Genomic DNA, 25,740 nt, shown 5'->3' on the forward strand with positions numbered 1-25,740 from the left:
TCCCTCCGGCGGTCGATCACCGACGCGCCCACTCGAGCATCCGCCCGTAGAAGGGGTCCGAGGCGAGCGCCTCGGCGTCGCCGACCAGCGTTAGCTGTTTCTTCGCGCGGGTGAGCGCGACGTTCACCCGGCGGTGGTCCTCGAAGATCGGCCCGTCGAGGTCGCCGGTCGCGACGAACGAGACCACGACCACCTCCTTCGAGGAGCCCTGGAACCGGTCGACGGTGTCGACGGTCACGTCCGTTCGGCGACCGATCTCCGCCACCTGCGCGCGGAACGGCGCGATCACGCCCACGTCGTCCGGGTCGACGCCGGCAGCGAGGTAGGCGTCGACGATCCCCGCGACGCGCTCCGCCTCCCGGACGTTACGGTTGCCGTCGCGCTCGCCTGCCGGGTCGACGAACCCCACCCCGCCGGTCAGTTCGGGCGCGAGCGCGTCGGAGTCGACACCGAGGTCGTCTAGCCGCTGGCCGGCCACGCCGGGGGTCGCGGGACGTAGCGCCCCGTCGTAGAACTCGGCGGAGGCGAACGCCTGGATCCGCTGGCTCATCCGGTACTGCCGGTCGAGCATCACGCTCGCGTCGGGATACCGCTCGATGAGCCGCTGGAAGAGCGAGGTCGCCAGGTCGTTTTCCGCTCTCACGACCGGGGGAAGCTGCTCGTGGTCGCCCACGAGCACGAACCGGTCCGCGAGCGTGATCGCGGCGTGGGTGCTCGGCTCCGTGAGCTGTGAGGCCTCGTCGACGAGCGCCACGTCGAACTCGCACTCGCGCATGATTCGGGAGCCGCAGGCCGCGGTCGTGGCCGCCACGACGGGCGCGTCACGCAGCTCTACAGCCTTCTCGTTGGGATCGCCGCGCTCGATCAGCCGCACGTCCTGCATGTCGGCGCGGACCCCGGTCTCCGACCCCACGCGTAGCACATCGTCGAACCCCTGGTCGCGGAGCGCCTCCAGGGCGTTGTCGACGGCGCGGTTCGTGAACGCCGAGAGCAACACGCGGTTGCCGTCGGCGACGAGCGCGCGGATCGTCCGCGCGATGGTGTACGTCTTGCCCGTCCCCGGCGGGCCGTGGATCAGCGCGCAGTCCTCGGCGTCGACCGCGAGCCCGACCGCCTCGTTCTGGGCTGTGTTGTTGTCGATGTAGGTCGGGGGGTCGTCGGCAGTAACGAACGCCGGTTCGCGTCTGCCGAAGATCACGTCCTTCCGTCGCTCGTCGCCCTTGAGCACCGCGTCGTGGAGGGCGGTGAGCATGCGGTCCACCGATATCTCGGAGGGGTAGACGTCGAGCCGTCGGAGGTCGACCGGCTCGTCGGTCTCGACGACGACCTCCTCGCCCAACTCCCGGATCCGTCCGAGCTCGGCGTGGCCGGTGACGGGGTCGCCGTCGCTCGCGAGCGCCACGTCGCCCTCGCGGAGCTTCGAGACCGCGTCGCCCGGCTTGCGGGCGCGAAGCTCCCAGCGGCCGTCGTCGATCTCGGTCCGCGAGAGGGGTTCGAGGTCGATCAGCGCCCGGTCGTCGTCGGCGCGCTCCTCGGGGGTCTGATCCCAGAGCTTCCGGTACTCGGCGTGTGTCTCGCGGCGCTCCTCCTCGATGGCGACGTAGAACCGGTCGAAGTAGTCCCGCTCCTCCTGCGGGACGGGCGACCCGACCTGCCCCGCCTTCGACTCCTGGTCGAGACGGCCGGAGACGACCATACAGGTGTCCTGCTCGAAACAGTAGGCACAGGTCGCGTCCGCCTCGTAGCCGGTGGGCACCGTCGGGCGCTCGCCGGGGTCGTTGAGTGCGCGCCACTCCATCGCCGCGAGCGCGTTGCGCTCGCGTACGACGAACTTCAACAGGCCGTCGCCGACGGTGAACTCCTTGGCCGGCGCGAGGTCGCCCGACGCCTCGTTGCGGTCGAGGGCGGTGTTCTTGGTGTACAACAGGGTCCCGATGTCGGGGTCGACGCCGCGCTCGGCGAGCATGAGCGCGTAACAGGCTGCCTGGACCTTGTCCTGGAACCGCGGCTCCCGGTTCGTGTTCTTGCCCGTCTTCAGCTCTACGGGGGTCCCGCGTCGCAGCGCGTCGGCGCGCCCTTTTAGCCCGAACCGCGGCGAGAGGAGCGTGAACTCCGACCGCCAGGTGTCCTCGTCGGTCAGCGTGCCCTGTGCGAGCCAGCCCTCGATGGCGGCGGCGTTGCGTCGGACCTCGTCTTCGACCTCCGCGGTCTCGTAGCCGAGCAGGCCGAGTTCGAGCCCCGCTTCCTCGACGCGGTCGGTCACGGACGCCTCGAGGTCCATCCCGCGGAGCAGGTCGCCGAACACCTCGTGGACGACCGTCCCCTTGACCACGGGGTAGTTGAGTGGGATCCCGGAGAGCTTGTTGAGGTAGTACATCCGCGGGCACTGGACCCACGACCGGATCCCGGTCACGTCGACGAGGAAGTCCGGCTCGAGGACGACCCACGAGTCGCCGGTCGTCGCGTATCCCGTCTCCCCGCCGTAGTCGTCCCGCTCGGCGTCGACGACGAGCAGTTCCATGCCGGGTTCGGCGTGCTCGCCGGTCTCGGCCCAGTCGCCCCACAGGGTCACGTCGACCGGGTCGCCGGCGCCGCGCTCCGGCCGGACCCGGACCTCGCGGAGTTCGCGCTCGCCGTACGACGTCGACACCGTCCGCGTCTCCCCGACGGAGACGATCGGTCCCCGAACGTTCACGGCAACCCTCCTCGGCGACGGCGAAAAACGCTGTCGGTGTGGGGGATCGATCGGCGCTGTTCGGGTGGACCGATCGGCGCTGTTCGGGGGATCGAACCCGAGGGTTCCTTACTCCTCGCCGCGTGAGGGCGGACATGAGCGATTCGCTGTCCGACCGATACGGGCGACCACTCGTCGTCGGGTTCGTCGTCCTGCTGGCTGTGCTGTCCGTGGTGAGCGCGTACCTCCGGATCGAGACCGCGGGAACGGCGGCCGTCGGCGACGCGCTCGTCAGCCTCTACATTTCAGCGGTCGTGGTCTGGGGGACGTTCCGGGAAGGATACGACACGGCCCGCTTCCGGATCGCCCTGTACGGCGTCTTCGTGCTCTGGGGGTCGGTCGACCTGATCGCCGGGGCCGACGCACCGCTCGCGTACCTCTTCCTGATAGGCGGCTCGCTTCTGATCGCGTGGGAGTCGTACTCCTATTCCCGTGAGCAACGAAAGCCCGTCTACGAGCGCTGAGGCGGGCCGGCGGTCGCCGCGACCGACACGCTCATGCGGGCTCCGTCGTAAGGTACCGTCGACATGCGCGTACGCGACTGGCAGGACGTTCTCGCGGACGTCGCGAGCGACTCGACCGACCCGGACGGCTGGCGCGCCGTCGCCGGCTCCCGACGCGGGGGGCTCGGCGAGGACCTCTACTTCGGACACCCGAGCGTCGGCGTCTACCACCTGAAGACGTACGCGAAGAACCCGCGCGACCTCCGGGGGGTGGGCACCCGGGTCGCCCGGAAGGTCGACGACGAGCTCGACCCGCTGTTACCCGACGAGGGTTCGCCGGGGCGGTTCGCCCTGCGGACGCCGCCGGAGGACGAAGGCGAGGCGACGGACGTGGCCACCCGGTTGGAGGAGACGCTGAAGGTCCACGCCGAGGCGCCCACGAAACCCGAGCACCTTTTCGAGGACGTGATGGAGGCGATCGACTCGCCCGCGTTCGGCCCCATGGACTACGCGTTCGACGGACGGCCGGACGAGCTCGACGAGCTCGGCGACACCTTCGAGGAGGCGGAGGAACTGCTCTCGGCGGAGCTCGAGGACCTGATCGACGAGGACGACGTGGGCCGCGGGTTCCACTAGGCGTCCGACGACCCTCACTCAGACGTCCGACGACCTCCGCTCAGACCACCCCGTCGAACGCGTCGCCCGCGATCCCCGGACCGTCGGGCACCTCCATCCGACCGTCGACGACCGGGCACGGATCCGGCGCGAGGTCCTCGTCCAGCAATCCGCCGGTCGCGAGCCCGCAGGGGAGGACGTCGGGGACCGCGCTCGCGACGTGGACGGCCGCGGTCCGTGCCACCACGGGATCGATCGTCGTCGTGAGAACCGGCTCGACGTCCGCCTCGCGGGCCCGGACCGCCGCGTCGAGCGCACGGTCGGGGCCGCCGAGTGCCATCGGCTTGATAACGACCACGTCGGTCGCGTCGGCCGCCAGCACCTCCGCTATCGAGTGTTCTGTGAGCGACTCGTCGACCGCGATCGGCACGTCGCTCTCCGCACGGAGAGCGGTAGCCCCGGCGAGGTCAGTCGCCGGAAGCGGCTGTTCGACGTACGCTGGGTCGAGCGGTTTCAGGCGCTCGAGCGCCCGACGCGCGCTGGAGCGGTCCCACGCGCCGTTCGCGTCGACGCGGAGGTCCACCGCCGGGCCGACCGCTCGCCGAACCGCCCGGAGCCGGTCGAGGTCCCGGTCCAGCGGGCGCGCGCCCGCCTTCACCTTCAGACAGCGGTAGCCGTCCGCGACCGCGCGCTCCGAGGCGGTCGCCGTCGCCTCCGGGGTGCCGTCCCCGATCGTGGCGTTCACCGGCACCGAGTCGGCCGGTGCCGGGAGCCCGGACCGGTCGGCGAGGCGGGAGGCCAGCGACTCCCCGACCTCACGGGCGGCCGCGTCGTCGAGCGCGAGCGCGAGCCCGTGGCGGGCGGCGGGGGTCTCCCCGGCGTCGAGACCGGCGAGGGCAGTCCTCGGACCGCCGGGCTCCGCAGCCGCTTCGCGGAGAGCGCGCTCACACGCCGACGGCGACTCGGTCCAGCCTGGAAGCGGCGTCGCCTCGCCGATCCCGGTCGCGGGCGCCGTCTCGAGCCCGGCGGCGGACGATCCGTCTACACCGGGCGCGGCGTCGTCGCCTCCGTCATCCCCGATCCCGACGAGGAAGCCCGCCCGTTCGGTCAGTTCCGCCCGGGCTGTCCGCAGGGGGCTCGCGAGCGCCAGCGAGAACGGACGGAGCCGCATCAGACCGCGAGGCCGACGGCGAAGGCGACGGCGTACGCTGCGAGCAGTTTCCCCGTCGACTCCAGCGCCGGGTTGAGCGCCTCCCCGGACGTCTCGGTGAGGACGGTTCGGGCGACGCCGACCGCGAGCGGGATCGTCGAGAGCGGGAGGAGGACGGCGAGACCCGTCCCGTTCGCGTAGAACCAGAACGGTGTCGCGTACGCGAGCGCGAGCAGGCCGACGTACTGGACCCGCGAGAACCGGTAGCCGAACCGGACGGCGAGGGTCCGCTTGCCCGTCTCGGCGTCCTCCTCCAGGTCCCGGACGTTGTTGACGACGAGGATGTTCGTCGAGAGCGCGGCCACTGGCAGGCTGGCGACGACGGCCGGGAGGGTGACGGTTCCCGCGGGGACCCACAGCGGGAACGCCCCGCCGAGCAACGCCGCTGTCTGGACGTAGTAGGTCCCTGTGACGGCGATCAGCCCGAAGAAGACGAAGACGAAGACGTCGCCGAGCCCGTGGTATCCCAGCGGGTAGGGGCCGCCGGTGTAGGCGATCCCCGCAGCGACGGACGCGAGCCCGACGACGAGGATCGGGACGCCGCCGACGTAGACGAGGTACGTGCCGACGCCGATCGCGGCTGTGAACGTCAGCCACATCGCGCGTTTGACCTCCGGCGGCTCGATGAGGCCGCTCGCGACGACGCGGGTGAACCCCTCGCGGTCGTCGGTGTCCGCGCCCTGGATCGCGTCGTAGTAGTCGTTCGCGAAGTTGGTCCCGATCTGGATCAGCGCCGCGCCGACGAACGCCGCGAGCGCCGGGAGCGGGGCGAACACGCCGGCCCCGATCGCGAGCCCGACGCCGACGATCACCGGAGCGGCCGCCGCGGGAAGCGTCTGCGGTCGCGCGGCGATCACCCACGCCCGCCGACGCGACACCTCCGTAGCCATTACCGACGCTTGGGGTGTCCCGCCCGTTAAGCTTCCCATCGGTGGCGGGCGTTCGCCACGTCGTCGGCGTCGACTCCCGTCGAGTCGCGGCCAACGCGGCCGAATCACGTACAGCTAACCCGTCGCGGGTCCGCTCCGGGAGCATGGCACGCGTTCCGTACGTCGAGGCGTCGGACGTCCCGGACGAACACGAGCAGCTACTGGAGTCGGTTCTCCAGGGGAAGCCGCTCAACGTGTACCGCTCGCTCGGCAACAACCCGGCGGTGCTCGCGGGGATGCGGGCGTTCTTGCGCTCGCTGTGGCACGACAGCGGGCTCTCGGACCGCGAGCGGGAGCTCACCATCCTCACGACGGCGGCCACGATAGACAACCGCTACGAGTGGCACCAGCACGTCAACATTGCGCGCGACGTCGGCATCGACGACGCGGTCGTCGCCGGGATCGGGACCGGCGACCTGAGCGCGCTCGACGGCGACGAGCGGACGCTCGTGGAGTACGTCCGGGCGGTCGTCGAGGGTGACGTCGACGCCGTCACCCACGAGTCGATCGCGGCGCTGTACGACGACGCGGAGCTGGTCGGGATCGCCGCCACCGCGCAGGGGTACGCCGCGCTCGGCGGGCTCATCCGCGCGTTCGACCTCGAGTTGGAGTCGGGGTCGTCGTTCCACGGGTGGGACCCGCGGTGAGGGGGGGATCAACGCAGCGTGTCGAGGCGATCCGAACCGAAACGGTCCGGACGGCTTCGTTGAAACAGTCAAGAATCGACCGTTTCCGTTCCCAGTCGGTCAGTACAGCCGAAGCAACCATCACTTGTAGTGCGGTGGCGTGCGCCTCCGAGTGCCCCGGAGGGGCACGAGGAGCCCGTACGAGGGAGTCGACCGGCCGGAGCGACGCGGAGGCCGGTCGACGAGGCTGGGGAGGTGTGAGGTGCGGGGCGGTGCGGGGCGGGGCGGGATTCAAAGGGGTAGCCGCGAGGCGGGCGCAGGTGACGTAAGGACCGCAGGGAGCGAGCACAGCGAGCGACCGAGGACCGCAACGAGCGTGCGCCCGCCTCGCGGCTGGGGCTTTGGAGGTGGTCTCCGAAGTCGCCTTCACCGCGCCAACAACGACGTATCCTCGATCACACGACCGATACTACGAGCACGCTCCAGCGACCGACTGATCCGGACCGACAGATACGACTGGATTCGGAATCAACGTCGCGTATGACGGACACCACGGAGTCGGATCACACCGAACCGGACCCAGCGACGACCGCCGAGACCGACGGCATCACGGCCCGCTACGAGGAGACGGACGCCGAGCGACTGCTCACGTTCACCGCGGACGGGGGGACGGCGACCGTCGCACAGAACCGCGAGGGATACGCCATGCTCAAGGTCCGGACGGGGCCGGACGGCGACGAACTGGAGCGGTACTACGGGTTCGACATGGCGCTCGATCACGCCGCCGAACTGCTCGGCGTCGGGGTTCACGACCTCCCCGTGCCGGCGGCTGCGGCCGACATGGGAATGTAACTCGATTTCAAGTTCTCTCGATTTCGTTCTCCGCTCGATCATCCGGTAGCTACCGTCTCTCCGTGCGATATTCACGCTCCTCGTCGCGAGCGCGCTAGTGAGTGATCGAACGATCGGATCCGATCCGGGACGTAATCCTTAAGTAGACAAACGTTCTGCTGTCAGTCGATGACAGACATCACGGAGGCTTCGTCGGACACCCCGGCGGATCGAGTTCTTCCAGGGCACGATAGCTTCTAACATCGAAATCGGTCCTGTACGGATCTTCGACACGACGTTACGAGACGGAGAACAGTCACCACGTACTTCGTTCAGCTACGACGAGAAACGCAAGATAGCGGCGACGCTGGACGACATGGGGACCCACGTCATCGAGGCCGGGTTCCCGGTGAACTCCGAGGCAGAGTTCGAGGCCGTGAGCGACATCGCCGCTGCGACGGACACGACCGTCTGTGGGCTCGCCCGCGTCGTCGAGGGCGACATCGAGGCGGCCCTCGACTCCGGCGTCGAGATGGTCCACGTGTTCGTCTCGACGAGCGACGTCCAACTCGAGGACTCCATGCACGCGACCCGCAGGGAGGCGAAGGAACGCGCGATCGACGCCGTCGAGCAGGTGAAAGACGCCGGCGTCGAGTGCATGTTCTCCCCGATGGACGCCACGCGGACCGACCCCGACTACCTGACGGAGATCGTCGAGGCGGTGGGCGAGGCCGGCACCGACTGGATCAACATCCCGGACACGTGCGGCGTCGCGATGCCGACGAGCTTCGGAAAGACGGTGAAGGCGGTCGTCGAGGCGACGGAGGCCCGCGTCGACGTCCACACCCACGACGACTTCGGGATGGCCGCGGCGAACGCGGTCATGGGCTTCGAGAACGGCGCGGAGCAGGCGCAGGTGTCGGTCAACGGGATCGGCGAGCGCGCCGGCAACGCGGCCTACGAGGAGGTCGTGATGGCGGTCGAGTCGGTGTACGGCGTCGACACCGGCATCGACACGACCCAGATCACGAAGCTGGCCCGGATCGTCGAGGACGCCTCGGACATCCCGGTGCCGGCGAACAAGCCAATCACCGGACGGAACGCGTTCGCCCACGAATCGGGCATCCACGCTGCGGGCGTGATCGAGAACGCGGACACGTTCGAGACGGGCGTGATGACACCCGAGATGGTCGGTGCGGAACGCGAGTTCGTGCTCGGCAAACACACGGGCACCCACAGCGTGCGCAAACACCTGGTCGAGGCCGGATTCGACCCCACCGACGGGGAGGTCCGCGAGATCACGAAGCGCGTAAAGGAGTACGGCTCCGGCAAGCGGCAGGTGACCGCGGGCGACGTCGAGCGGTTCGCCCGCGAGGCCGGCATCGAACGCGAGGAGGTCCGGATCTGATGGCCTCCCCCGTCGTCGTTGAGATCCGCCAGCGACTGCCGAACGCCTCGCCCGGGCCGACGGGACCGACCCGATCCACCGGACACGGCACTGGCGGCGAGCTGTCGGTCGGCGGTGGCCCGTCGGCCGGCGGTGGCCCGTCGATCGACGGGCCCACGCCTGACGGGTCCACGCCTGACGGATCCACGCCGGACGCCCGGGTCGCGTCGACGGGTCGGCGCGTCGATCGCGCGCGTCGACAGGAATTTATAGGCGGGTCACGTGGGTTCGGATCGAATGCGACGGTTATCGTCCACCCGCGCGGGGCGGATCCGGTCGGGAGCCGTCGCTGTAGCCATCGTAGGGGTCTGATCCCCTACAACACCACTTCCTCACCGATCCGACGTACCGACGGACGCGGACGCACCGCCGACGAACCGTCGACCTTCGACGGTAGCCCGGCGACGCGCCCCGCGTCCGTACCGATCGACGCTCGAACCCGAGAGATACCCACACACCACACACGATGAGCGATTCAGCAGCACACCAACGAGAGGACGACCCCGACGCCGAGCCGGCGTCCGGTCCGGCCGACGCGGACGGCCCGGACACTGCGGAGCCGGCCGGCGAGGAGAACCGACCAGACGGCGAACTGACCGAGGTGTCGACCGGTGCGGAGTCGGTCGTCGCCGCCCTCGAAGCCGCCGGCGCGAAGACCGCCTTCGGCGTTCAGGGCGGGGCGATCATGCCCGTCTACGACGCGCTGTACGGCTCGTCGATCCGCCACCTGACGATGGCTCACGAGCAGGGCGCGGCCCACGCGGCCGACGCGTACGGCGTCGTCTCCGGCGAACCCGGACTCTGTCTGGCCACGTCAGGCCCGGGCGCGACGAACCTCGTCACCGGCATCGCCGACGCGGACATGGACAGCGACGCGATGCTGGCGCTCACCGGCCAGGTGCCGACGGAGTTCGTCGGCAACGACGCGTTCCAGGAGACCGACACGGTCGGGGTCACCCGCCCGATAACGAAACACAACTACTTCGCGGGTGACGCGGACTCCGTCGGCGACGTGGTCGGCGAGGCGTTCGCGCTCTCGACGGTCGGCCGGCCCGGCCCGACGCTCGTCGACCTCCCCAAGGACGTCACCCTCGACGACACGGAGGAGACGCCGAAGGCGGCGGAGGCGCCCGCGGGGACCGACCCCGACCCGTACGCTCGCGAGGACGCGGTCGAGGCGGCCGCCCGCGCGATCGAGGACGCCGACCGGCCGCTCTGTCTGTTCGGCGGCGGCGTTATCAAAGCGGAGGCCAGCGAGGCCGCACGGGAGTTCGCGCGCACCTACGAGATCCCCGTGACGACGACCATGCCGGGGATCGGATCGTTCCCGGAGGACGACGAGCTGTCGCTGTCGTGGGCGGGCATGCACGGCACCGGCTACGCCAACATGGCGATCACCCACACCGACTGTCTGATCGCGGTCGGCACCCGGTTCGACGACCGGTTGACGGGTGGGATCGACACGTTCGCGCCGGAGGCCGAGGTCGTCCACGTCGACATCGACCCGGCCGAGATCTCGAAGAACGTGTACGCTGACTACCCGTTGGTCGGCGACGCCGGGACCGTCCTCGACCAGCTGTTCGAGGCGATCCACGGGGCGCCCGAGGCGGACGAGTGGCGCGAGCAGTGTCGAGAGTGGAAGGAGACGTACCCGATGACGTACGCGACGCCCGAGGACGAGCCGCTCAAGCCGCAGTTCGTCGTCGAGGCGTTCGACGAGGCGACCGACGACGACACCATCGTGACGACCGGCGTCGGCCAACACCAGATGTGGGCCTCCCAGTTCTGGACGTACACGGAGCCCCGAACGTGGGTCTCCTCGCACGGACTGGGCACGATGGGGTACGGCGTCCCGGCCGCGATCGGCGCGCGCGTCGCCGCGGACACGATGGGGGAACCCGACCGCGATGTGGTGTGTTTCGACGGCGACGGCTCCTTCTTGATGACGATGCAGGAGCTGTCCGTCGCGGTCCGGGAGAACCTCGACATCACGTTCGCGGTGCTCAACAACGAGTACATCGGGATGGTCCGGCAGTGGCAGGACGCGTTCTTCGAGGGGCGACACATGGCGTCCGACTACAACTGGATGCCGGAGTTCGACAAGCTCGCGGAGGCGTTCGGCGCGCTCGGGATCCGCGTCGACGGCTACGACGAGGTCGCCCCGGCAGTCGAGGAGGCGCTCGCGTACGACGGTCCCGCGGTGATCGACTTCCACGTCGACCCCGAGGAGAACGTGTTGCCGATGGTGCCGAGCGGCGGAGCGAACGGCCGGTTCGCGCTGGCGGAGGATCAGCTATGAGCGACCAGGAACGGACGAGCGGTGTGAGCAGTGGCAGGATGCCGGGGCCGGCCCCTGACGAGCGTCCACAGCCCGAGGGCCGCCGCAACCTCGAGGGCCACCGGATCGACCCCGTCGTGGAGGCGGAGCACGACTCGCGGCGCGCGGTCATCTCCGCGCTAGTCGAGGACGAACCCGGCGTGCTCGCGCGCGTCTCCGGGCTCGTCTCCCGGCGACAGTTCAACATCGAGAGCCTGACGGTCGGGCCGACGACGGTCGAGGGTCACTCGCGGATCACGATGGTGGTCGAGGAGACCGACCCGGGGATCGACCAGATCGAAAAACAGATGGCGAAGCTGAAACCTGTCATCTCCGTGGGCGAAGTCTCCGGCAGCGCCGTCACGTCCGAACTCGTCCTGTTGAAGGTCCACGGCGAGGAGCCGGACAAAGTCCACGCGATCGCGGAGATGTACGACGGCGAGGCGCTCGACGCCGGGCCGGAGACGATCACGGTGCAGCTCACCGGCGACGAGTCGAAGATCGACGACGCGATCGACGCGTTCGACCAGTTCGGGATCATCGAGATCGCCCGTACCGGTCAGACCGCGCTCGCACGGGGGAACATCCCCACCGCGCCAGGAGAGAAACCCGGAACGGCCGGCGAACCGACCACACCCACCCAGTAACACACAATGACGGAAGACGACACTCAGACGTTCGATTCGACAGTATACTACGACGACGACGCCGACAGCGAGGCGATCATCCAGAAGACGGTTGCCGTCCTCGGCTACGGCTCGCAGGGCCACGCGCACGCACAGAACCTCGCCGACAGCGGGGTCGACGTGGTCGTCGGCCTCCGCGAGGACAGTTCCTCGCGTGAGGCTGCCGAAGGCGACGGGCTCCGCGTGGAGACCCCCGCGGACGCGGTCGCGGAGGCCGACATCGTGAGCGTGCTCGTGCCCGACACCGTCCAGCCAGACGTCTACGAGAACGCGATCGAGCCGAACCTGGAGGCGGGTGACACGCTCCAGTTCGCGCACGGGTTCAACATCCACTACAACCAGATCCAGCCGCCCGAGGACGTCGACGTGACGATGGTCGCGCCGAAGTCGCCGGGCCACCTCGTGCGCCGGAACTACGAGAACGACGAGGGGACGCCGGGCCTGTTGGCGATCTATCAGGACGCCACGGGCGAGGCTCACGACGAGGGGCTCGCGTACGCGGCCGCGATCGGCTGTACCCGCGCGGGCGTCGTCGAGACGACGTTCCGCGAGGAGACGGAGACGGACCTGTTCGGCGAGCAGGCGGTGCTCTGTGGCGGCGTCACCTCGCTCGTGAAGCAGGGCTACGAGACGCTCGTCGACGCCGGTTACTCCCCGGAGATGGCGTACTTCGAGTGTCTCAACGAGCTGAAGCTCATCGTCGACCTGATGTACGAGGACGGGCTCGGCGGCATGTGGGATTCGGTCTCCGACACGGCCGAGTACGGCGGGCTCACGCAGGGCGACGTCGTCGTCGACGAGCACGCCCGCGAGAACATGGAGGAGATCTTAGAGAAGGTCCAGAACGGCCAGTTCGCCCGCGAGTGGATCGCGGAGAACCAGGCCGGACGGCCCTCCTACACCCAGCTCCGGACCGCCGAGAAGAACCACGAGATCGAGGAAGTCGGCGAGGAGCTGCGCGGCCTGTTCGCCTGGCAGGAGGAGGAAGACGAGGATGAGACGGCCGAGGTGAAGGCCTGATGGGAGAGGGGACGCTGTACGACAAGGTGTGGGACCGGCACAAGGTGACGGCGCTGCCGACCGGTCAGGACCAGCTGTTCGTCGGCCTCCACCTCGTTCATGAGGTGACGAGCCCGCAGGCGTTCGGTATGCTGAAGGAGCGCGACCGCGAAGTCGCCTTCCCGAAACGCACGCACGCGACGGTGGATCACATCGTCCCGACCGGGAACCGCGACCGACCGTACGCGGACGAGGCCGCCGAGAACATGATGGCTGAACTCGAGGAGAACGTCCGGGGCTCCGGGATCGAGTTCTCCGATCCCGACTCCGGCAACCAGGGGATCGTCCACGTCATCGGTCCGGAACAGGGGCTCACCCAGCCCGGCATGACGATCGTCTGTGGCGACTCACACACCTCGACGCACGGCGCGTTCGGGGCGTTGGCGTTCGGGATCGGTACCTCACAGATCCGTGACGTGCTGGCCACCGGCTGCGTCGCCATGGAGAAACAGAAGGTCCGAAAGATCGAGGTCACGGGCGAGCTCGGCGAGGGCGTCACCGCGAAGGACGTCATCCTCACCATCATCCGGAAGCTCGGGACCGACGGCGGCGTCGGGTACGTGTACGAGTACGCCGGCGAGGCGATCGAGAACCTCGGCATGGAGGGACGGATGTCCATCTGTAACATGTCCATCGAGGGCGGCGCGCGTGCGGGCTACGTCAACCCGGACGAGACGACCTACGAGTGGCTGGAGGGGACGGACGCCTTCGCCGACGACCCCGAGAAGTTCGAGGAGCTGAAGCCCTACTGGGAGTCGATCGCCTCCGACGACGACGCCGAGTACGACGACGTCGTCACCATCGACGGCTCCGAGATCGAGCCGGTCGTCACCTGGGGCACGACGCCCGGCCAGGGGATCGGCATCACCGAGGAGATCCCACACCCGGACGACCTGCCCGCCGACAAGGCGGACACCGCCCGGCGAGCGCAGGAGCACATGCGCGTCGAGCCCGGCGACACGATGGAGGGCTACGAGATCGACGTGGCCTTCCTCGGGTCGTGTACGAACGCTCGTCTGAAGGACCTGCGGGAGGCTGCGGCGTTCGTCAAGGGTCGAACGGTCGACGAGGACGTCCGCGCGATGGTCGTCCCCGGTAGCCAGCGCGTCCAGCGGGCCGCGGAGGCCGAGGGGCTCGACGAGGTGTTCACGGATGCCGGGTTCGACTGGCGTGACCCCGGCTGTTCGATGTGTCTCGGAATGAACGACGACCAGCTGGAGGGGGACGAGGCGAGCGCCTCCTCCTCGAACCGGAACTTCGTCGGCAGACAGGGGTCGAAGGACGGGCGGACCGTGCTGATGAGTCCGATCATGGTCGCGGCCGCGGCGGTGACCGGGGAGGTCACCGACGTCCGCGAACTGAAGGAGGTGACCGTCGCGTGAGCGACGCCGACATCGACCACGACGGCTTCGCGGACGGCGAGGCGCCCGCAGCGCGGGTGACACACGTGTCCGGGACCGGGATCCCGGTTCGCGGGAACGACATCGATACCGACCAGATCATCCCGGCGCGGTTCATGAAGGTCGTCACCTTCGACGGCCTCGGGCAGTTCGCCTTCTTCGACCAGCGGTTCGACGACGAGGACAACGAGAAGGACCACCCGTTCAACGAGGAGAAGTACAAAGGGGCGAACGTCCTCGTGGCCAACGCCAACTTCGGCTGTGGGTCCTCGCGCGAGCACGCCCCGCAGGCGCTGATGCGCTGGGGGATCGACGCGGTCGTCGGCGAGTCGTTCGCGGAGATCTTCGCGGGCAACTGCCTCGCGTTGGGGATCCCGACGGTCACCGCCGACACCGAGTCCATCGAGGCGTTACAGGACTTCGTCGAGGAGAACCCAGACGCCGAGATCGACATCGACGTCGAGGCCGAAACGGTGACGTACGGCGACGAGACGGTCGACGCCGACGTCAGCGAAGCCCAGCGAAAGGCGCTCGTCGAGGGGGTCTGGGACACGACGGCGCTGATGGGCGCGAACGGTGACGCCGTGAAGGCGACGGCACGCTCGTTGCCGTACGTTCCCGACGACCACGTGCCGGCCGACGACGCCGCGAGCGAGGGAGCCGTGGGGGACGACTGAATGGCCGAGGAGATCGTCGTCATCGAGGGCGACGGTATCGGCCAGGAAGTCGTTCCGTCAGCCGTGGAGGTGCTCGGATCGTTCGACCTCGGCTTCGAGTTCGCCGAGGCGGACGCCGGCGACGCCGTGAAGGAGGCCACCGGCGAGGCGCTCCCGGCGGAGACGTACGAACTGGTCGCGGGCGCGGACGCGACGCTGTTCGGTGCGGCGGGCGAGACCGCCGCGGACGTGATCTTGCCCCTGCGGGACGCGGTCGACTCCTTCGTGAACGTCCGCCCCGCGAGGGCGTACCCCGGCGTCGACGCGTTGCGTCCGGAGACGGACGTAGTCTTCCTCCGAGAGAACACCGAGGGCGTCTACGCCGGCCACGAGGACCGGCTCTCCGAGGACCTCTCCACGCTGACGCGCGTCGTCACCTCCTCGGCATCGCGCGAGCTCGCCGAGTTCGCCTGCGAGTTCGTCGCGGACGGCCGCGGACCGGACCACCGCGACGGGTTCACGGTGGCGCACAAGTCGAACGTGATGCGCGAGACGGACGGACGCTTTCGACGGGAAGTACTCGACGTCGCCGAGGAACGCGGCGTCGACGCCGATGAGGAGCTGATGGACGCGTTCGCGACGAAGCTCCCGCTCGACCCGAGCGGGTACGGCGTGGTCGTTTGTCCGAACCTCGCGGGCGACGTGCTCTCCGATCTGGCCGCCGGGCTCGTCGGCGGGCTCGGCCTGCTTCCCTCCGCGAACGTCGGCCACGACAACGCCCTGTTCGAGCCGGTCCACGGCACCGCGCCCGACATCGCCGGCGAGGGGATCGCGAACCCGACGGCTGCGGTCCTGTCCGCGGCCATGCTCCTCGAGTACCTCGGCTACGCCGAGGAGGGCGGCCGGGTCCGGACCGCGGTCGAGTCGGTGCTGTCCGACGGCCCCCGCACCGGCGACCTCGGCGGGGACGCGACGACGGAGGCGGTCACCGCGGCGATCGTCGACCAACTGTAGCTCAACGACGACGACGCGGCCGGCGACCGACGCGGTTCGCGATCGGCCTCCGACGCACCTTCGCCCGCCCGGGCGGACGAGCACGGACGAACCACAAGAGACGAAACCCTCCAGCCCCTGAAACGCGTATGAGCAATTACGCGGTCGCGATGGAAGCTGCCTGGTTGGTTCGTGACGTCGAGGAGACCGACGACGCCATCGGCGTCGCGGTCAGCGAGGCCGGAAAGCGACTCAACGAGACGGACAAACAGTACGTCGAGGTCGAACCCGGCGTCACCGGCTGTCCCGCCTGCGGGGAGCCGTTCGACGCGGCCTTCCTGGCCGCGAACACGGCGCTCGTCGGGCTCCTCTTGGAGATCGACGTCTTCAACGCCGACAGCGAGGAGCACGCGGAACGGATCGCGAAAAGCGAGGTCGGCAGCGCGCTTCGGGACGTCCCGCTCGAAGTCATCGAGGTGATCGAGACCGAGGCCGACGAGGACGAGGAGGCGGACGGCGACGCCCGCTGACCGACCCGCCCGGCGAAAGCTTTTCTAATAACCAGAGGTTATTAGCCGTATGGAGCTTCCGACGCCACAGGACCTGCGCGAACGACGGACGTCGCTCGAGTTGACGCAGAGCACCCTCGCGGACGCCGCAGGCGTCTCACAGCCGCTCATCGCCCGTATCGAGGGGGGCGACGTCGACCCGCGACTCTCGACGCTACGGCGGATCGTGAACGCCCTCCAGGAGGCCGAAGGGGAGGTCGTGCGTGCGACCGACCTGATGAACGAGACCGTGATCAGCGTCGCCCCGGACGACGCCGTGAGCGACGCGGTCGAGCTGATGGAGCGGGAGGCGTACTCCCAGCTCCCGGTCCTCCAGAACGGCGTCCCCGTCGGCTCGATCAGCCAGGGAGACGTGGTCCACGCGGGCGAGAACGTCGGGGACCACCCGGTCAGCGAGGTAATGAGCGAGTCGTTCCCCACGGTCGCGCCGACCGCGACCGTCGACGAGATCCGCAACCTGCTTGACCACTACAAGGCAGTGATGGTCACCGACGGCGGGGAGACGGTCGGGATCATCACCGAGGCCGACATCGCCGCCCACCTGTCGTAGACGGCGTTTCGGGCGTCATCGGGCCTCCCGTTTCGGTCGCCGTGGCGTCACTCCTCGCGGTTCTCCGAGAGGTGTTCCCAGATCTCCGTACAGCCGGCGCCGTCCTTCAGGTCAGCGAGGTGGTCGCTCTCCTCCGTCGCGGCCTCACTCGGCGTGGTGTCCGTCCCTTCGTCCTCGTTGGCGGTTCCCTCGGCCGTCGACCCGTTCTCCCGTTCGTTCTCGGCGATCACCGACCGTGACTCGCCCGTCCCAGTCATGGGTGACTCCGGGTTCGTTCGTGGCTCCGAGCCGATCCGTCGTTCCGATCCGACTCGAACAGTTCGGGCGCGACGTCGGCGGACGCGTGCTGGCGATGCGGTCGATCCTCGTCGCCGCCGCTGTGACGGTCGATCGCGGCTTCGGGTGTCGTCTCGGTCATCGACCCGTCCTACCGTCGCGCCGATCATAAGGGACGCCACACGAGTAAATCGAACCACTACTCCCGGGTACCGGAACCGACGTCCGGTATCCGTGACGTACGCTCGCCGACCGATCGGGTCACGTCGGGCGATCGTTCCGGTACGGGGCGTCCCCGACGTCGACCCGGCTTGCGAGCACCGACATCCACTGGGTCGCGCCGGTCCAACGACGGGTGTGACGACCCGCCTGCGCGTGCTCGATGACGGCGCATGGATATCGGTCGACGACCACCGCGAGGTCCGCGTGAGCGAGCTCTGGCGGCTCGACGCGCCCGGTTTCTGCGGCTGTGACCTGGCCGACCTCGTCGTCGAGACCTTCCAGGCGGTCGGCGTCGACGGGTCGCGAGTGGAGGTCAGGGTGTACGGGCGGTGTATCGAATGCGGGGAGACCGGGATCACGGGGTGGATCCCGGTCGGCCGGGTTCGGGCCGGCGAGTTCGTCGAATTCGACCGGTCCCACATTCGTCGGGAACGCCGTGAATAACTCGGCAGAATTCACCGCTTCGAGGGGGCACCGGGCAACGTTGACTCCACGGGGTCCCCTATGTGGCCGGGGGGCCTCCGTCGGGATACGATGCCAACGGACGTCGAAAACTGGAAGTCCGAGGTCTACGGGAACGAGATCCGGGACCACCTCTTCGAGTTCGCCGAGGCGGGGTTCGACTCGATCCCCGACGACGAGCGGGACGCGTGGTTCGAGCGCTTCAAGTGGTGGGGGTTGTACCACCAGCGGAACGGGCAGGAGGGGTACTTCATGATGCGGATCGGTACCCCGAACGGCGTGCTCGAGCCGGGTCAGCTCCGGGTGGTCGGCGAGATCGCCGACGAGTACGCCCGCGGGCCGGGGACGAACCCGATCTTCGGCGACGCCTACGCCGACTTCACCACCCGCCAGTCGATTCAGCTCCACTGGATCGAGCTGTCGGACGTGCCGGCCATCTTCGAGAAGCTCGAGGAGAACGGGCTCTCGACCCAGCAGGCCTGCGGGGACTCCTGGCGGAACATCGTCGGGAACCCCGTCGCGGGCAAGGACGGGCAAGAAGTGATCGACGCCTGGCCCGTCATCCGCGAGCTCAACGAGACGTTCACGGGGAACGACGACCACGCGAACCTCCCGCGCAAGTGGAAGGTGTCGGTGACCGGCTCCGCGGACGGCTCCGGACAGGGCGACATCAACGACCTCGCGTTCGAGCCCGCCTACAAGGAGATCGACGATGACGGCGACGAGGCGGGGGATTCCGTCGGCTTCAACGTCCGCGTCGGCGGCGGGCTCGCCCGCAACGAGCCGCGGTTCGCCCGCGACATTGACGTCTGGGTCCCACCCGAACGGGTGCCCGACGTCGCCGGAGGGCTCTCCGCGCTCTTCCGCGACAACGGCGACCGCGAGGACCGCTACAACGCCCGGATCAAGTTCCTCGTCGACGAGTGGGGTCCCGAGCGGGTCCGCGAGACGCTCCAGGCGGAGTACGTCGACTTCGAACTCGAGACCGCCGGCCGCGACGTCCGCGAGGAGTACACCTACAACGCGGGGGAGGGCGAGCGCAACGACCTCGTCGGCGTCCACGACCAGAAGGACGGGGCCAACTTCGTCGGCCTGAACGTGCTCGTCGGCCGAATGGGCGCTGCCGACGTCCTCGACCTCGCCGATCTCGCCGAGGCGTACGGCTCCGGGGAGGTGCGGCTCTCCCAGCGGCAGAACGTCATCGTCACCGACGTTCCCGACGACGCCCTCGGTGAGTTCCTCGACGAGCCGATGCTCGAGCACTACTCGCCGTCGCCCTCGCCGTTCATGCGCGGCTCGGTCGCGTGTACCGGCACCGAGTTCTGCTCGCTCTCCATCGTCGAGACGAAGAACCGGCAGGTCCGGTTCGCCCGCTGGCTCAAGGCGAACGCCGAACTCCCCGAGGACGTCGAGGAGTTCCACGTCCACCTCTCGGGGTGTACCGCCTCCTGTGCGCAGCCGCAGATCGCGGACGTGAGCCTGCGCGGGATGAAGACCCGGAAGGACGGCGAGCCGGTGGAGGCGCTCGACGTGGGGCTCGGCGGCGGGCTCGGTGAGGATCCCGGGTTCGCCCGCTGGGTCACCCAGCGCGTGCCCGTCGACGAGGTCCCCGGTGCGATCGCCAACCTGCTCGAGAACTTCGCCGACGAGCGCGAGGCGGGTGAGTCGTTCCGCGCGTTCGTCGCGCGCCACGACGACGAGGAACTCGACGCGCTCGTCGAGCCCGAAGAGACCGACTACGAGGACCCGATGATGCACAACACGAAACGAACCTGGTACCCCTACGCCGAGGACGACGCGCTCGAGGACGCCCCGCCCACGCCGGCGGACGACTGACATGCGGGACCCGACCACGAGGGGGACGACATGAGCAGGCGACTGCTCCGCGTGAACGCGTACACGACCCTCGACTTCGTCGACGCGCGCTCGAGGGGACACGACTTCGCGGCGGACGCTCCCGGCGTCGTGAACGTCACCGCACTGCGGGAGGACCCCGAGCACGTGGACCTCCAAGTCGAACTCGACGACACGGCGATCGACGACCTCCCGGCACACGCCGACGAGATCGAACTCTCCCCGGCGCAGGCGCGAACGCTCGCGGAGGCGCTGGAGTCGGCGGCAGCCCGCGTCGAGACTGCGCGGGGTGGAGGCGACGAGGACGACAGCGACGCCGACTGACAGGCGATCACGACCGCCGGCGTAACTGTACAGACCCGCTGAGGGGCCGAACGCCCTTACAGCTCCAGCCCGCGGATCGAGACGGACCCGTCCTCGCCGTCGCCCTCCGCCACCCGCCCGACCACGCGCCCGTCGGTCGCCACAGCCAGCGACTCTGCGGCGTCGGATTCGAGCACGGCGACGAACCCGGTCCCCATGTTGAACGTTCGGTACATCTCCTCGTCGGGGACGTTCCCCTCGGATCGGACGAACTCGAAGACTGGCTGGACGTCGAAGGGGTCCTCGACGACGTAGCGGTGTGCGCCCAGGCGGGTCAGGTTCGTCCAGCCGCCGCCGGTGACGTGGGCTGCGCCCCGGACCCCGTGGTCGCGCATCGGGTCGAGGAGGTCGGTGTAGATCCGGGTGGGCTCCAAGAGCGCCTCGCCGAGTACCTCGTACCCCTCGAAGGGACAGGGGTCGTCGTACGCGTGCTCGCGGGTGACCGCCTCGCGCGCGAGCGTCAGCCCGTTGGAGTGGATCCCCGAGGACGCCCAGCCGACGAGCGCGTCGCCCGGCTCGGCCCGCCCGTCGAAGACCGCGTCCTTCACCGCGAGCCCGGCACAGGTCCCCGCGAGGTCGAGCCCACGGACCACCTCGGGCATCACCGCGGTCTCGCCGCCGACGAGTTCGATGTCGGCCCGCTCCGCGCCCACGGCGAGCCCCTCGCCGACCTGCTCCGCGAACGTCTCGTTCGGCTCGTCGACCGCGAGGTAGTCGACGAACGCAACCGGACGGACGCCGGCGGCGACGAGGTCGTTCACGTTCATCGCGATGCAGTCGATCCCGACCGTCGAGTAGTCGGAGAGCGCCTCCGCGACGAGTAGCTTCGTCCCGACGCCGTCGGTCGCCAGCGCGAGGTAGCGGTCGCCGATGTCGAGCAAGCCGGCGTAGTCGCCCTCCCCCTCGCCGACCATCCCGATCAGCGCGGCGGTCGCCGCCTCGCTCGCCTCGATGTCGACGCCCGCGTCGGCGTACGTGAGTTCGTCGCCGTCGTGGCCTTCGTCGCCGTCGTGGCCTTCGTCGGCGTCACCGTCCTCGTTCATACCCGTGACGTGGCGCGCCGGAGCAAAAGGACACCGTTTGCCTCCGCGAAGCGGGGGAACCCCCGTCCCCCTCAGAACGGCCCGCCGAAGCCGAGGCCGAGCACGAACACGAGAAGCACCGCGAGGAGGACCGACGGGACGAACGAGGCCGCCCAGACGCCCCGGCTCCAGTTCATCACCGTCTTCCCGTCGAGCGGCCCGTACGGGACCAGGTTGAACGCTGCGAGGAAGACGTTGATCGCGACCCCTCGCTCGCCGATCAGCGCAAGGACCTCGCTGCCGAAGAGGATACCGGCGTACAACACTGGCACGAAGGCGACCATGAGAAGCAGGTTGACGACGGGGCCCGCGAGCGCGATCCGGCCGTGTTCGCTCGGGGTGAGCCGTCCGCGGTGGTGGACCGCCCCCGGCGCGGCGAAGATGAACCCGAGTAGGGCGCTCGCCACCGCGAGAAACAACATCCCGTTGTCCGCGCGGAACTCCGCCACCTGGTCGTAGCGGACGGCGACGACCTTGTGGGCGATCTCGTGGAGGAGGAACGCGACGCCCGCCGTCAGGAGGCCGACGAGGAGCGGCAACACCACGCCGGCAGCGACGATCCGATCGATGCCGGCGGACCCGCCGGCGAAGAACAGCGTGAACGCCACGCCGAGCGCGAGCCACGCGACGAGGAGGTCTCTGAGTTCGGTGCCGCTGAAGTAGAGGCCGCCGATCCGGCGACCGGTGAAGTTCGTTGCCATGTGTATGTGTACGCGTCAGGGAGCCACTAGCCCGCGGAGTAGCTCGGCGCTGTTTCGCGCGCCCCGGATCATCAGCCGTGAGACCTCCTCGACGCCGCCGATGTCGCCGAACATCGCGGGCAGGACGTAGACGGCGAAGAGGAAGCTCGCGACGATGCTACCGACGTTCGTCATCGCGACCACCACGATGAGCTTGAACAGCGGAACGTCGAGCATCGCCCTGACGAGCTCTCCGGGCGGGCGCGTCTCGTCGGCCAACAGCTCGTTGAGCGTGCCGATGTCGCCGACGTTCACCGTCAGGTGGCGCAACTCGACGTAACCGGTGAACCAGCCGGGCGCGAGCAGTGGGTTGATCGACGTCATCCACGCGACCGCGCCGCCGACGCCGGCGGAGGACCATCGCGCGCCGGCGAGCTTCGCGAACCCGAACGCGAAGGCGGCGTTGATAAGGAACCACGCGCCGAACAGCCGGAGCAAAAAGCCGTTGCGGACGCCGGCCATCGCGAGCAGGAGGAAGAAGCCGACGAACCCGACCGTGATCGCGTAGCCGACCGCCTTCTTCCAGGGGAGCCCCCGTCCGGACTCCTCGCCGACGAGGTCCGCCATCGGCGGCAGCGTTTCGGGCGCCGCGAGGTAGCCTTCTATCCCCTCCCTGTGGCCCGCGCCGACGACGGCCACCACGTCGCGACCGGCCTCCCGGAGGGCGACGAGCCGGTGGGCGATGAAGGCGTCGCGCTCGTCGATGAGCGCCTCGGCGCCGCCCGGCGAGAACTGTCGGAACTCCTCCATCATCATCGTCACCACGTCAGTGTCCGTGAGCTCCTCGACGTCGATGTCGTCGATCCCGCCGTACTCGGCGTCGTCTCCCGTCCCTAACCGTCCGAACAGGCCGAGGAGGGTCGCGCCGAAGACGCCGACCGACAGTCCGAGCGCGAGCCCGAGCCCGAGGCTGCCGATCGCGCGGACCGTGAGCCCGCCGAGATAGGTCGTCACGAGTCCGTCGGCGACGCCCGAGACCGCCACCGCGACCCCCGCGAGCGGCCCGACCGTGATTGCGGCGTACAGCCGGGCGTCCGGCGAGAGGGCGGCCTTCCCGAGCTGGTCGACGAGGAGCGCGACCAGGACCGCCGACAGCATCCCCGCAGTCACGCCCGTCAGGACCGGCTCGGTGACGCCGAAGGATCCGCCGAAGAGGCCGATCGCGGGCCCGGCGATCACCCCGATCAGGATCCCGGCGACGACCCCGACGACACGGGAGTCCGTGACCCCGAACGCGAGCCCGCCGACCATCCGGAGCTTCTCGACGAGGGTCATCCGCGCCCAGAACCGCTGGATCGTGGTCTGGATGTCGCGGTCGACCAGGGCGACGTCGATACCGAGGCGCTCGGCCACGTCGACGGCGGCTTTCATGTCCGCGCCCGGCTCGATGTCGAACCGCTCGCCGAGCTGTGTCTGGACGTACGAGAGCATCCAGTAGGCGAGGAACTGGAAGACCGTGTTCCCCGTAAGCAGGTCGCTCGCGTCGAGGTCGTCGGGGGTCTCCCCCTGCAGCTGTCGGTAGCGCCCCTCGTCGAGTTCGACCGCGACGACGTCGGGCCGCTCGCGTGCGATCGCCTCCTCGACCTCCTCGACGGAGCGCTCCGAGACGTGTGCGGTGCCGACGACCGTCACCGACCCGGACTCGCGGTCGCCGGGGGTACCGGTGGCGCTCTCGGAGGGGGCCGACGCGGCGTCGGCGGGTCCCTCGGGCGTCTCTGTCATCACCCCGACGTACTGCGTCCCGGCGTTTAGGGCATGTGAGTCGGTATCGAGCGGTCACGACCCCCCTTCGACGCGTCGGATCGGCCGACCGGTCCCAACAGATTTGTATTCACACCCCGCGCATACCCGCGTATGTCGCGGCTGTTGCCCTCCCTGCCGGACCCAGTGCCCGACGACCGGGAACCGCGCGTCGTCGGCGTCGACGACGAGGAAGCCGACGAGCTACTCTCGGCGCTCGGCTCCGAGACCGCCCGAAACGTCCTCTCGGAGCTTCACGAGAGGCCGGCGACGACCTCCGAACTCGCCGACGAACTCGACACGTCCCTCCAGAACGTCCAGTACCACCTCTCGAACCTCTCCGACGCGGACGTCGTCGACGTCATCGACACGACCTACTCGGAGAAGGGTCGCGAGATGAACGTGTACGCGCCCGCCGACGAGCCGCTCGTGTTGTTCGCGGGCGACGAGGAACAGTCGTCAGGGATCAAATCGGCCCTGACGCGGCTGCTCGGCGGCTACGCGCTCCTCGCGGTCGCCGCGGTCGCCGTCCACCGCCTCGCAGCGACGGCGACTCCGAACGCCACTGCGACCGGTGGAGCCGCGGGCGGCGACGACGCCGGGAGCAACGGTGGCGGCGGTGACGGCAGCGACGTCGGCATCGCCACCGAGGACCAGGACGAGTCCACGACGGAACCGGAGGTGGACGCGGAGGCGGACGAAGGGTTCGTCGACGCGGTGGAGGCCGTCGGCGAGGAGCTCCTCGCCGACCTCGCGGCGGCGCTCTCTGAGCCCGGCGTCGTCTTCTTCCTCGGCGCCGCGCTCGTGTTCTCGATCGGCTGGCTCTACTGGTACCGGCGGAGCGGATACGCTGCCTGAGAACTGCCGGCTCGGGGACAGCTATTCATGCGGGTACGTCCATCTATCGGTATGGAACACGAAGCCGAGGTGGTCGGAGTCGGAGCCGGCTCGGCACCCGGCGGCGACGTCCCGGCGGTGATACTGAGCGTCCGCGAGGAGTACGTCCCCATCTTCGTCAGCGGCGACCAGGCGCGGTCTATCGGGACCGTCCTCGAGGGGGAGCCCTTCGACCGGCCGCTGACCCACGACCTCCTCGTCGAGATCCTCACCGAGTTCGGCGGCGCGATAGACCGGGTACGCATCGACGACCTCACCGACGGGACGTTCTACGCGAAGGTGGACGCCGAGCGGTACGAGTCCGGCGAGCCGGAGCGGTTCGTCTTCGACGCTCGGCCCTCGGACGCGCTGGCGCTCGCCGTCCGCGTGGAGTGTCCGATCGTCGTCTCCGGCGAGGTCATAGACGAGGCGGGACGGCCCCCGGACTCGATCCGGTTCGGCGACGGGGAGCGCGAGGGTCCGTGATCGCGAGTCGGGTACACCGATCCGCGTGACCCCGCGCGGACCCTCGACTGTGTCGACGGGCCGACCGCCGGACGTTTCACACAGCACCGCGATGGCGAGTACATGCCCGACCTGATGGACACGTACCTCGAGAACCGCTGGATGGTCCAGCCCAACCACGCGAACAACCTCGAAACGGCCCACGGCGGGAACGTCCTCAAGTGGATGGACGAAGTCGGCGCGATGTGCGCGATGCGGTTCTCCGGCGAGACCGCCGTCACCGCCCACATGGACGAGGTGAACTTCCGTCGCCCGATCCCGGTCGGCGACACCGCACTCGTCAAAGGCTACGTGTACGGTGCCGGCCGAACGAGCATCGACGTCCGGACGCGCGTGTTCCGTGAGGACCCCCGTCGGGGTACGCAAGAGCTCACGACGGAGTCGTACATGGTCTTCGTCGCGATCGACGACGACCGCGAGCCCACCCACGTCCCCGACCTCACCGTCTCCTCCGAGCGCGGGGCGGAACTCCGCGAGGAGGCGCTCACCGACGGCCCAAGCTAGGGGAGGGGACTGGACCGTCCCGACGGCGACC

Annotated in this window: 27 protein-coding genes; 19 read left to right on the forward strand and 8 right to left on the reverse strand. The window is 69.3% G+C overall.

The window, feature by feature from the left end:
* Positions 1-16 precede the first annotated feature (16 nt).
* Positions 17-2,695, reverse strand: coding sequence for an AAA domain-containing protein (locus tag DQW50_RS04985; RefSeq protein WP_112078198.1), 2,679 nt, complete (start codon positions 2,693-2,695; stop codon positions 17-19).
* 134 nt (positions 2,696-2,829) lie between these two features.
* Here DQW50_RS04985 and DQW50_RS04990 point away from each other — a divergent pair, with 134 nt between their 5' ends.
* A complete protein-coding gene (locus DQW50_RS04990) occupies positions 2,830-3,198 on the forward strand; it encodes a hypothetical protein (protein WP_112078199.1) in 369 nt (122 codons plus the stop codon).
* Between the two features lie 63 nt (positions 3,199-3,261).
* Positions 3,262-3,813 (forward strand): hypothetical protein, encoded by a 552-nt coding sequence (locus tag DQW50_RS04995; RefSeq protein ID WP_112078200.1) that lies wholly within the window; start codon positions 3,262-3,264, stop codon positions 3,811-3,813.
* Positions 3,814-3,853: 40 nt separating this feature from the next.
* Here DQW50_RS04995 and DQW50_RS05000 read toward each other — a convergent pair whose 3' ends face one another.
* Together DQW50_RS05000 and DQW50_RS05005 are read right to left on the reverse strand one after the other, a co-directional pair.
* Positions 3,854-4,963, reverse strand: a complete 1,110-nt coding sequence (locus tag DQW50_RS05000; protein ID WP_112078201.1) for a mandelate racemase/muconate lactonizing enzyme family protein — start codon at positions 4,961-4,963, stop codon at positions 3,854-3,856.
* Positions 4,963-5,892 (reverse strand): 1,4-dihydroxy-2-naphthoate polyprenyltransferase, encoded by a 930-nt coding sequence (locus DQW50_RS05005; RefSeq protein ID WP_112078202.1) that lies wholly within the window; start codon positions 5,890-5,892, stop codon positions 4,963-4,965. The genes DQW50_RS05000 and DQW50_RS05005 overlap by 1 nt, the downstream gene beginning before the upstream one ends.
* Before the next feature lie 143 nt (positions 5,893-6,035).
* Between DQW50_RS05005 and DQW50_RS05010 the strand changes: the two genes are divergently transcribed.
* From DQW50_RS05010 to DQW50_RS05060, 11 genes are all read left to right on the forward strand, one after another.
* Entirely contained in the window at positions 6,036-6,578 is a 543-nt protein-coding gene (locus tag DQW50_RS05010; RefSeq protein WP_112078316.1) for a carboxymuconolactone decarboxylase family protein, read from the forward strand.
* 519 nt (positions 6,579-7,097) lie between these two features.
* Positions 7,098-7,409, forward strand: a complete 312-nt coding sequence (locus DQW50_RS05015) for a hypothetical protein (RefSeq protein WP_112078203.1) — start codon at positions 7,098-7,100, stop codon at positions 7,407-7,409.
* 229 nt (positions 7,410-7,638) lie between these two features.
* The gene (locus DQW50_RS05020; RefSeq protein WP_198664620.1) at positions 7,639-8,796 is read left to right on the forward strand and encodes a LeuA family protein; all 1,158 of its coding nucleotides are present in this window, start codon (positions 7,639-7,641) and stop codon (positions 8,794-8,796) included.
* Between the two features lie 505 nt (positions 8,797-9,301).
* On the forward strand, positions 9,302-11,134 hold the full coding sequence (gene ilvB, locus DQW50_RS05025; protein ID WP_112078205.1) for a biosynthetic-type acetolactate synthase large subunit: 1,833 nt from the start codon (positions 9,302-9,304) through the stop codon (positions 11,132-11,134).
* A complete protein-coding gene (gene ilvN, locus DQW50_RS05030) occupies positions 11,131-11,799 on the forward strand; it encodes an acetolactate synthase small subunit (RefSeq protein ID WP_112078206.1) in 669 nt (222 codons plus the stop codon). Before ilvB ends, ilvN begins: the two co-directional genes overlap by 4 nt.
* A 6-nt stretch (positions 11,800-11,805) precedes the next feature.
* On the forward strand, positions 11,806-12,858 hold the full coding sequence (gene ilvC, locus DQW50_RS05035; RefSeq protein WP_112078207.1) for a ketol-acid reductoisomerase: 1,053 nt from the start codon (positions 11,806-11,808) through the stop codon (positions 12,856-12,858).
* The gene (leuC, locus tag DQW50_RS05040) at positions 12,858-14,279 is read left to right on the forward strand and encodes a 3-isopropylmalate dehydratase large subunit (RefSeq protein WP_112078208.1); all 1,422 of its coding nucleotides are present in this window, start codon (positions 12,858-12,860) and stop codon (positions 14,277-14,279) included. The genes ilvC and leuC overlap by 1 nt, the downstream gene beginning before the upstream one ends.
* Positions 14,276-14,974 carry a 3-isopropylmalate dehydratase small subunit gene (gene leuD, locus DQW50_RS05045; protein WP_394338570.1) on the forward strand — a complete coding sequence of 233 codons (699 nt, stop codon included), beginning with the start codon at positions 14,276-14,278 and terminating at the stop codon, positions 14,972-14,974. The genes leuC and leuD overlap by 4 nt, the downstream gene beginning before the upstream one ends.
* The gene (locus DQW50_RS05050) at positions 14,975-15,967 is read left to right on the forward strand and encodes an isocitrate/isopropylmalate family dehydrogenase (RefSeq protein ID WP_112078209.1); all 993 of its coding nucleotides are present in this window, start codon (positions 14,975-14,977) and stop codon (positions 15,965-15,967) included. It begins immediately after the preceding gene.
* A gap of 128 nt (positions 15,968-16,095) precedes the next feature.
* A complete protein-coding gene (locus DQW50_RS05055; RefSeq protein WP_112078210.1) occupies positions 16,096-16,476 on the forward strand; it encodes a DUF555 domain-containing protein in 381 nt (126 codons plus the stop codon).
* A 49-nt stretch (positions 16,477-16,525) separates the two neighbouring features.
* The gene (locus DQW50_RS05060; protein ID WP_112078211.1) at positions 16,526-17,065 is read left to right on the forward strand and encodes a CBS domain-containing protein; all 540 of its coding nucleotides are present in this window, start codon (positions 16,526-16,528) and stop codon (positions 17,063-17,065) included.
* A gap of 47 nt (positions 17,066-17,112) precedes the next feature.
* Here the strand turns inward: DQW50_RS05060 and DQW50_RS05065 are convergent, their stop codons facing one another.
* Together DQW50_RS05065 and DQW50_RS18105 are read right to left on the reverse strand one after the other, a co-directional pair.
* Positions 17,113-17,322: a hypothetical protein gene (locus tag DQW50_RS05065; RefSeq protein WP_112078212.1), complete on the reverse strand. Its 210-nt coding sequence runs from the start codon at positions 17,320-17,322 to the stop codon at positions 17,113-17,115.
* Positions 17,319-17,483, reverse strand: coding sequence for a hypothetical protein (locus DQW50_RS18105; protein ID WP_198664612.1), 165 nt, complete (start codon positions 17,481-17,483; stop codon positions 17,319-17,321). Before DQW50_RS18105 ends, DQW50_RS05065 begins: the two co-directional genes overlap by 4 nt.
* A gap of 215 nt (positions 17,484-17,698) precedes the next feature.
* Between DQW50_RS18105 and DQW50_RS05070 the strand changes: the two genes are divergently transcribed.
* The 3 genes from DQW50_RS05070 (at position 17,699) to DQW50_RS05080 (ending at position 20,203) form a co-directional block, all read left to right on the forward strand.
* Positions 17,699-18,007 (forward strand): hypothetical protein, encoded by a 309-nt coding sequence (locus tag DQW50_RS05070; RefSeq protein WP_198664613.1) that lies wholly within the window; start codon positions 17,699-17,701, stop codon positions 18,005-18,007.
* A 90-nt stretch (positions 18,008-18,097) separates the two neighbouring features.
* Positions 18,098-19,861 (forward strand): nitrite/sulfite reductase, encoded by a 1,764-nt coding sequence (locus DQW50_RS05075; RefSeq protein ID WP_112078213.1) that lies wholly within the window; start codon positions 18,098-18,100, stop codon positions 19,859-19,861.
* 30 nt (positions 19,862-19,891) lie between these two features.
* Complete coding sequence (locus DQW50_RS05080; protein ID WP_112078214.1) at positions 19,892-20,203, forward strand: DUF6360 family protein; 312 nt, start codon at positions 19,892-19,894, stop codon at positions 20,201-20,203.
* 56 nt (positions 20,204-20,259) lie between these two features.
* Here the strand turns inward: DQW50_RS05080 and purM are convergent, their stop codons facing one another.
* From purM to DQW50_RS05095, 3 genes are all read right to left on the reverse strand, one after another.
* Positions 20,260-21,285: a phosphoribosylformylglycinamidine cyclo-ligase gene (gene purM, locus DQW50_RS05085; RefSeq protein WP_112078215.1), complete on the reverse strand. Its 1,026-nt coding sequence runs from the start codon at positions 21,283-21,285 to the stop codon at positions 20,260-20,262.
* Between the two features lie 71 nt (positions 21,286-21,356).
* Complete coding sequence (locus DQW50_RS05090) at positions 21,357-22,025, reverse strand: metalloprotease (protein ID WP_112078216.1); 669 nt, start codon at positions 22,023-22,025, stop codon at positions 21,357-21,359.
* 15 nt (positions 22,026-22,040) lie between these two features.
* Positions 22,041-23,786, reverse strand: a complete 1,746-nt coding sequence (locus tag DQW50_RS05095) for a TraB/GumN family protein (RefSeq protein ID WP_112078217.1) — start codon at positions 23,784-23,786, stop codon at positions 22,041-22,043.
* A gap of 132 nt (positions 23,787-23,918) precedes the next feature.
* Here DQW50_RS05095 and DQW50_RS05100 point away from each other — a divergent pair, with 132 nt between their 5' ends.
* From DQW50_RS05100 to DQW50_RS05110, 3 genes are all read left to right on the forward strand, one after another.
* On the forward strand, positions 23,919-24,662 hold the full coding sequence (locus DQW50_RS05100; RefSeq protein WP_112078218.1) for a helix-turn-helix domain-containing protein: 744 nt from the start codon (positions 23,919-23,921) through the stop codon (positions 24,660-24,662).
* Positions 24,663-24,713: 51 nt separating this feature from the next.
* Positions 24,714-25,166, forward strand: coding sequence for a bifunctional nuclease family protein (locus tag DQW50_RS05105; RefSeq protein WP_112078219.1), 453 nt, complete (start codon positions 24,714-24,716; stop codon positions 25,164-25,166).
* Between the two features lie 102 nt (positions 25,167-25,268).
* A complete protein-coding gene (locus tag DQW50_RS05110; protein ID WP_112078220.1) occupies positions 25,269-25,709 on the forward strand; it encodes an acyl-CoA thioesterase in 441 nt (146 codons plus the stop codon).
* Positions 25,710-25,740 lie beyond the last annotated feature (31 nt).

Origin of the sequence: Halorubrum sp. 48-1-W, assembly GCF_003287355.1 — an archaeon.
In the GTDB taxonomy this organism is placed as follows: Archaea; Halobacteriota; Halobacteria; order Halobacteriales; family Haloferacaceae; genus Halorubrum.

What these genes read in the sequence shown, in the direction of transcription:
- DQW50_RS05000 (WP_112078201.1), bottom strand. Translation starts at nt 4,963, where the DNA reads ATGCGGCTCCGTCCGTTCTCGCTGGCGCTCGCGAGCCCCCTGCGGACA.
- DQW50_RS05075 (WP_112078213.1), top strand. Translation starts at nt 18,098, where the DNA reads ATGCCAACGGACGTCGAAAACTGGAAGTCCGAGGTCTACGGGAACGAG.
- ilvN (WP_112078206.1), top strand. Translation starts at nt 11,131, where the DNA reads ATGAGCGACCAGGAACGGACGAGCGGTGTGAGCAGTGGCAGGATGCCG.
- DQW50_RS05010 (WP_112078316.1), top strand. Translation starts at nt 6,036, where the DNA reads ATGGCACGCGTTCCGTACGTCGAGGCGTCGGACGTCCCGGACGAACAC.
- DQW50_RS05005 (WP_112078202.1), bottom strand. Translation starts at nt 5,892, where the DNA reads ATGGCTACGGAGGTGTCGCGTCGGCGGGCGTGGGTGATCGCCGCGCGA.
- DQW50_RS05055 (WP_112078210.1), top strand. Translation starts at nt 16,096, where the DNA reads ATGAGCAATTACGCGGTCGCGATGGAAGCTGCCTGGTTGGTTCGTGAC.
- DQW50_RS05095 (WP_112078217.1), bottom strand. Translation starts at nt 23,786, where the DNA reads ATGACAGAGACGCCCGAGGGACCCGCCGACGCCGCGTCGGCCCCCTCC.
- DQW50_RS05100 (WP_112078218.1), top strand. Translation starts at nt 23,919, where the DNA reads ATGTCGCGGCTGTTGCCCTCCCTGCCGGACCCAGTGCCCGACGACCGG.
- DQW50_RS05015 (WP_112078203.1), top strand. Translation starts at nt 7,098, where the DNA reads ATGACGGACACCACGGAGTCGGATCACACCGAACCGGACCCAGCGACG.
- leuC (WP_112078208.1), top strand. Translation starts at nt 12,858, where the DNA reads ATGGGAGAGGGGACGCTGTACGACAAGGTGTGGGACCGGCACAAGGTG.
- DQW50_RS05090 (WP_112078216.1), bottom strand. Translation starts at nt 22,025, where the DNA reads ATGGCAACGAACTTCACCGGTCGCCGGATCGGCGGCCTCTACTTCAGC.
- DQW50_RS05065 (WP_112078212.1), bottom strand. Translation starts at nt 17,322, where the DNA reads ATGACTGGGACGGGCGAGTCACGGTCGGTGATCGCCGAGAACGAACGG.
- DQW50_RS05060 (WP_112078211.1), top strand. Translation starts at nt 16,526, where the DNA reads ATGGAGCTTCCGACGCCACAGGACCTGCGCGAACGACGGACGTCGCTC.
- DQW50_RS04995 (WP_112078200.1), top strand. Translation starts at nt 3,262, where the DNA reads ATGCGCGTACGCGACTGGCAGGACGTTCTCGCGGACGTCGCGAGCGAC.
- DQW50_RS05050 (WP_112078209.1), top strand. Translation starts at nt 14,975, where the DNA reads ATGGCCGAGGAGATCGTCGTCATCGAGGGCGACGGTATCGGCCAGGAA.
- ilvC (WP_112078207.1), top strand. Translation starts at nt 11,806, where the DNA reads ATGACGGAAGACGACACTCAGACGTTCGATTCGACAGTATACTACGAC.
- ilvB (WP_112078205.1), top strand. Translation starts at nt 9,302, where the DNA reads ATGAGCGATTCAGCAGCACACCAACGAGAGGACGACCCCGACGCCGAG.
- DQW50_RS05105 (WP_112078219.1), top strand. Translation starts at nt 24,714, where the DNA reads ATGGAACACGAAGCCGAGGTGGTCGGAGTCGGAGCCGGCTCGGCACCC.
- purM (WP_112078215.1), bottom strand. Translation starts at nt 21,285, where the DNA reads ATGAACGAGGACGGTGACGCCGACGAAGGCCACGACGGCGACGAAGGC.
- DQW50_RS05110 (WP_112078220.1), top strand. Translation starts at nt 25,269, where the DNA reads ATGCCCGACCTGATGGACACGTACCTCGAGAACCGCTGGATGGTCCAG.
- DQW50_RS18105 (WP_198664612.1), bottom strand. Translation starts at nt 17,483, where the DNA reads ATGACCGAGACGACACCCGAAGCCGCGATCGACCGTCACAGCGGCGGC.
- DQW50_RS05080 (WP_112078214.1), top strand. Translation starts at nt 19,892, where the DNA reads ATGAGCAGGCGACTGCTCCGCGTGAACGCGTACACGACCCTCGACTTC.
- DQW50_RS04990 (WP_112078199.1), top strand. Translation starts at nt 2,830, where the DNA reads ATGAGCGATTCGCTGTCCGACCGATACGGGCGACCACTCGTCGTCGGG.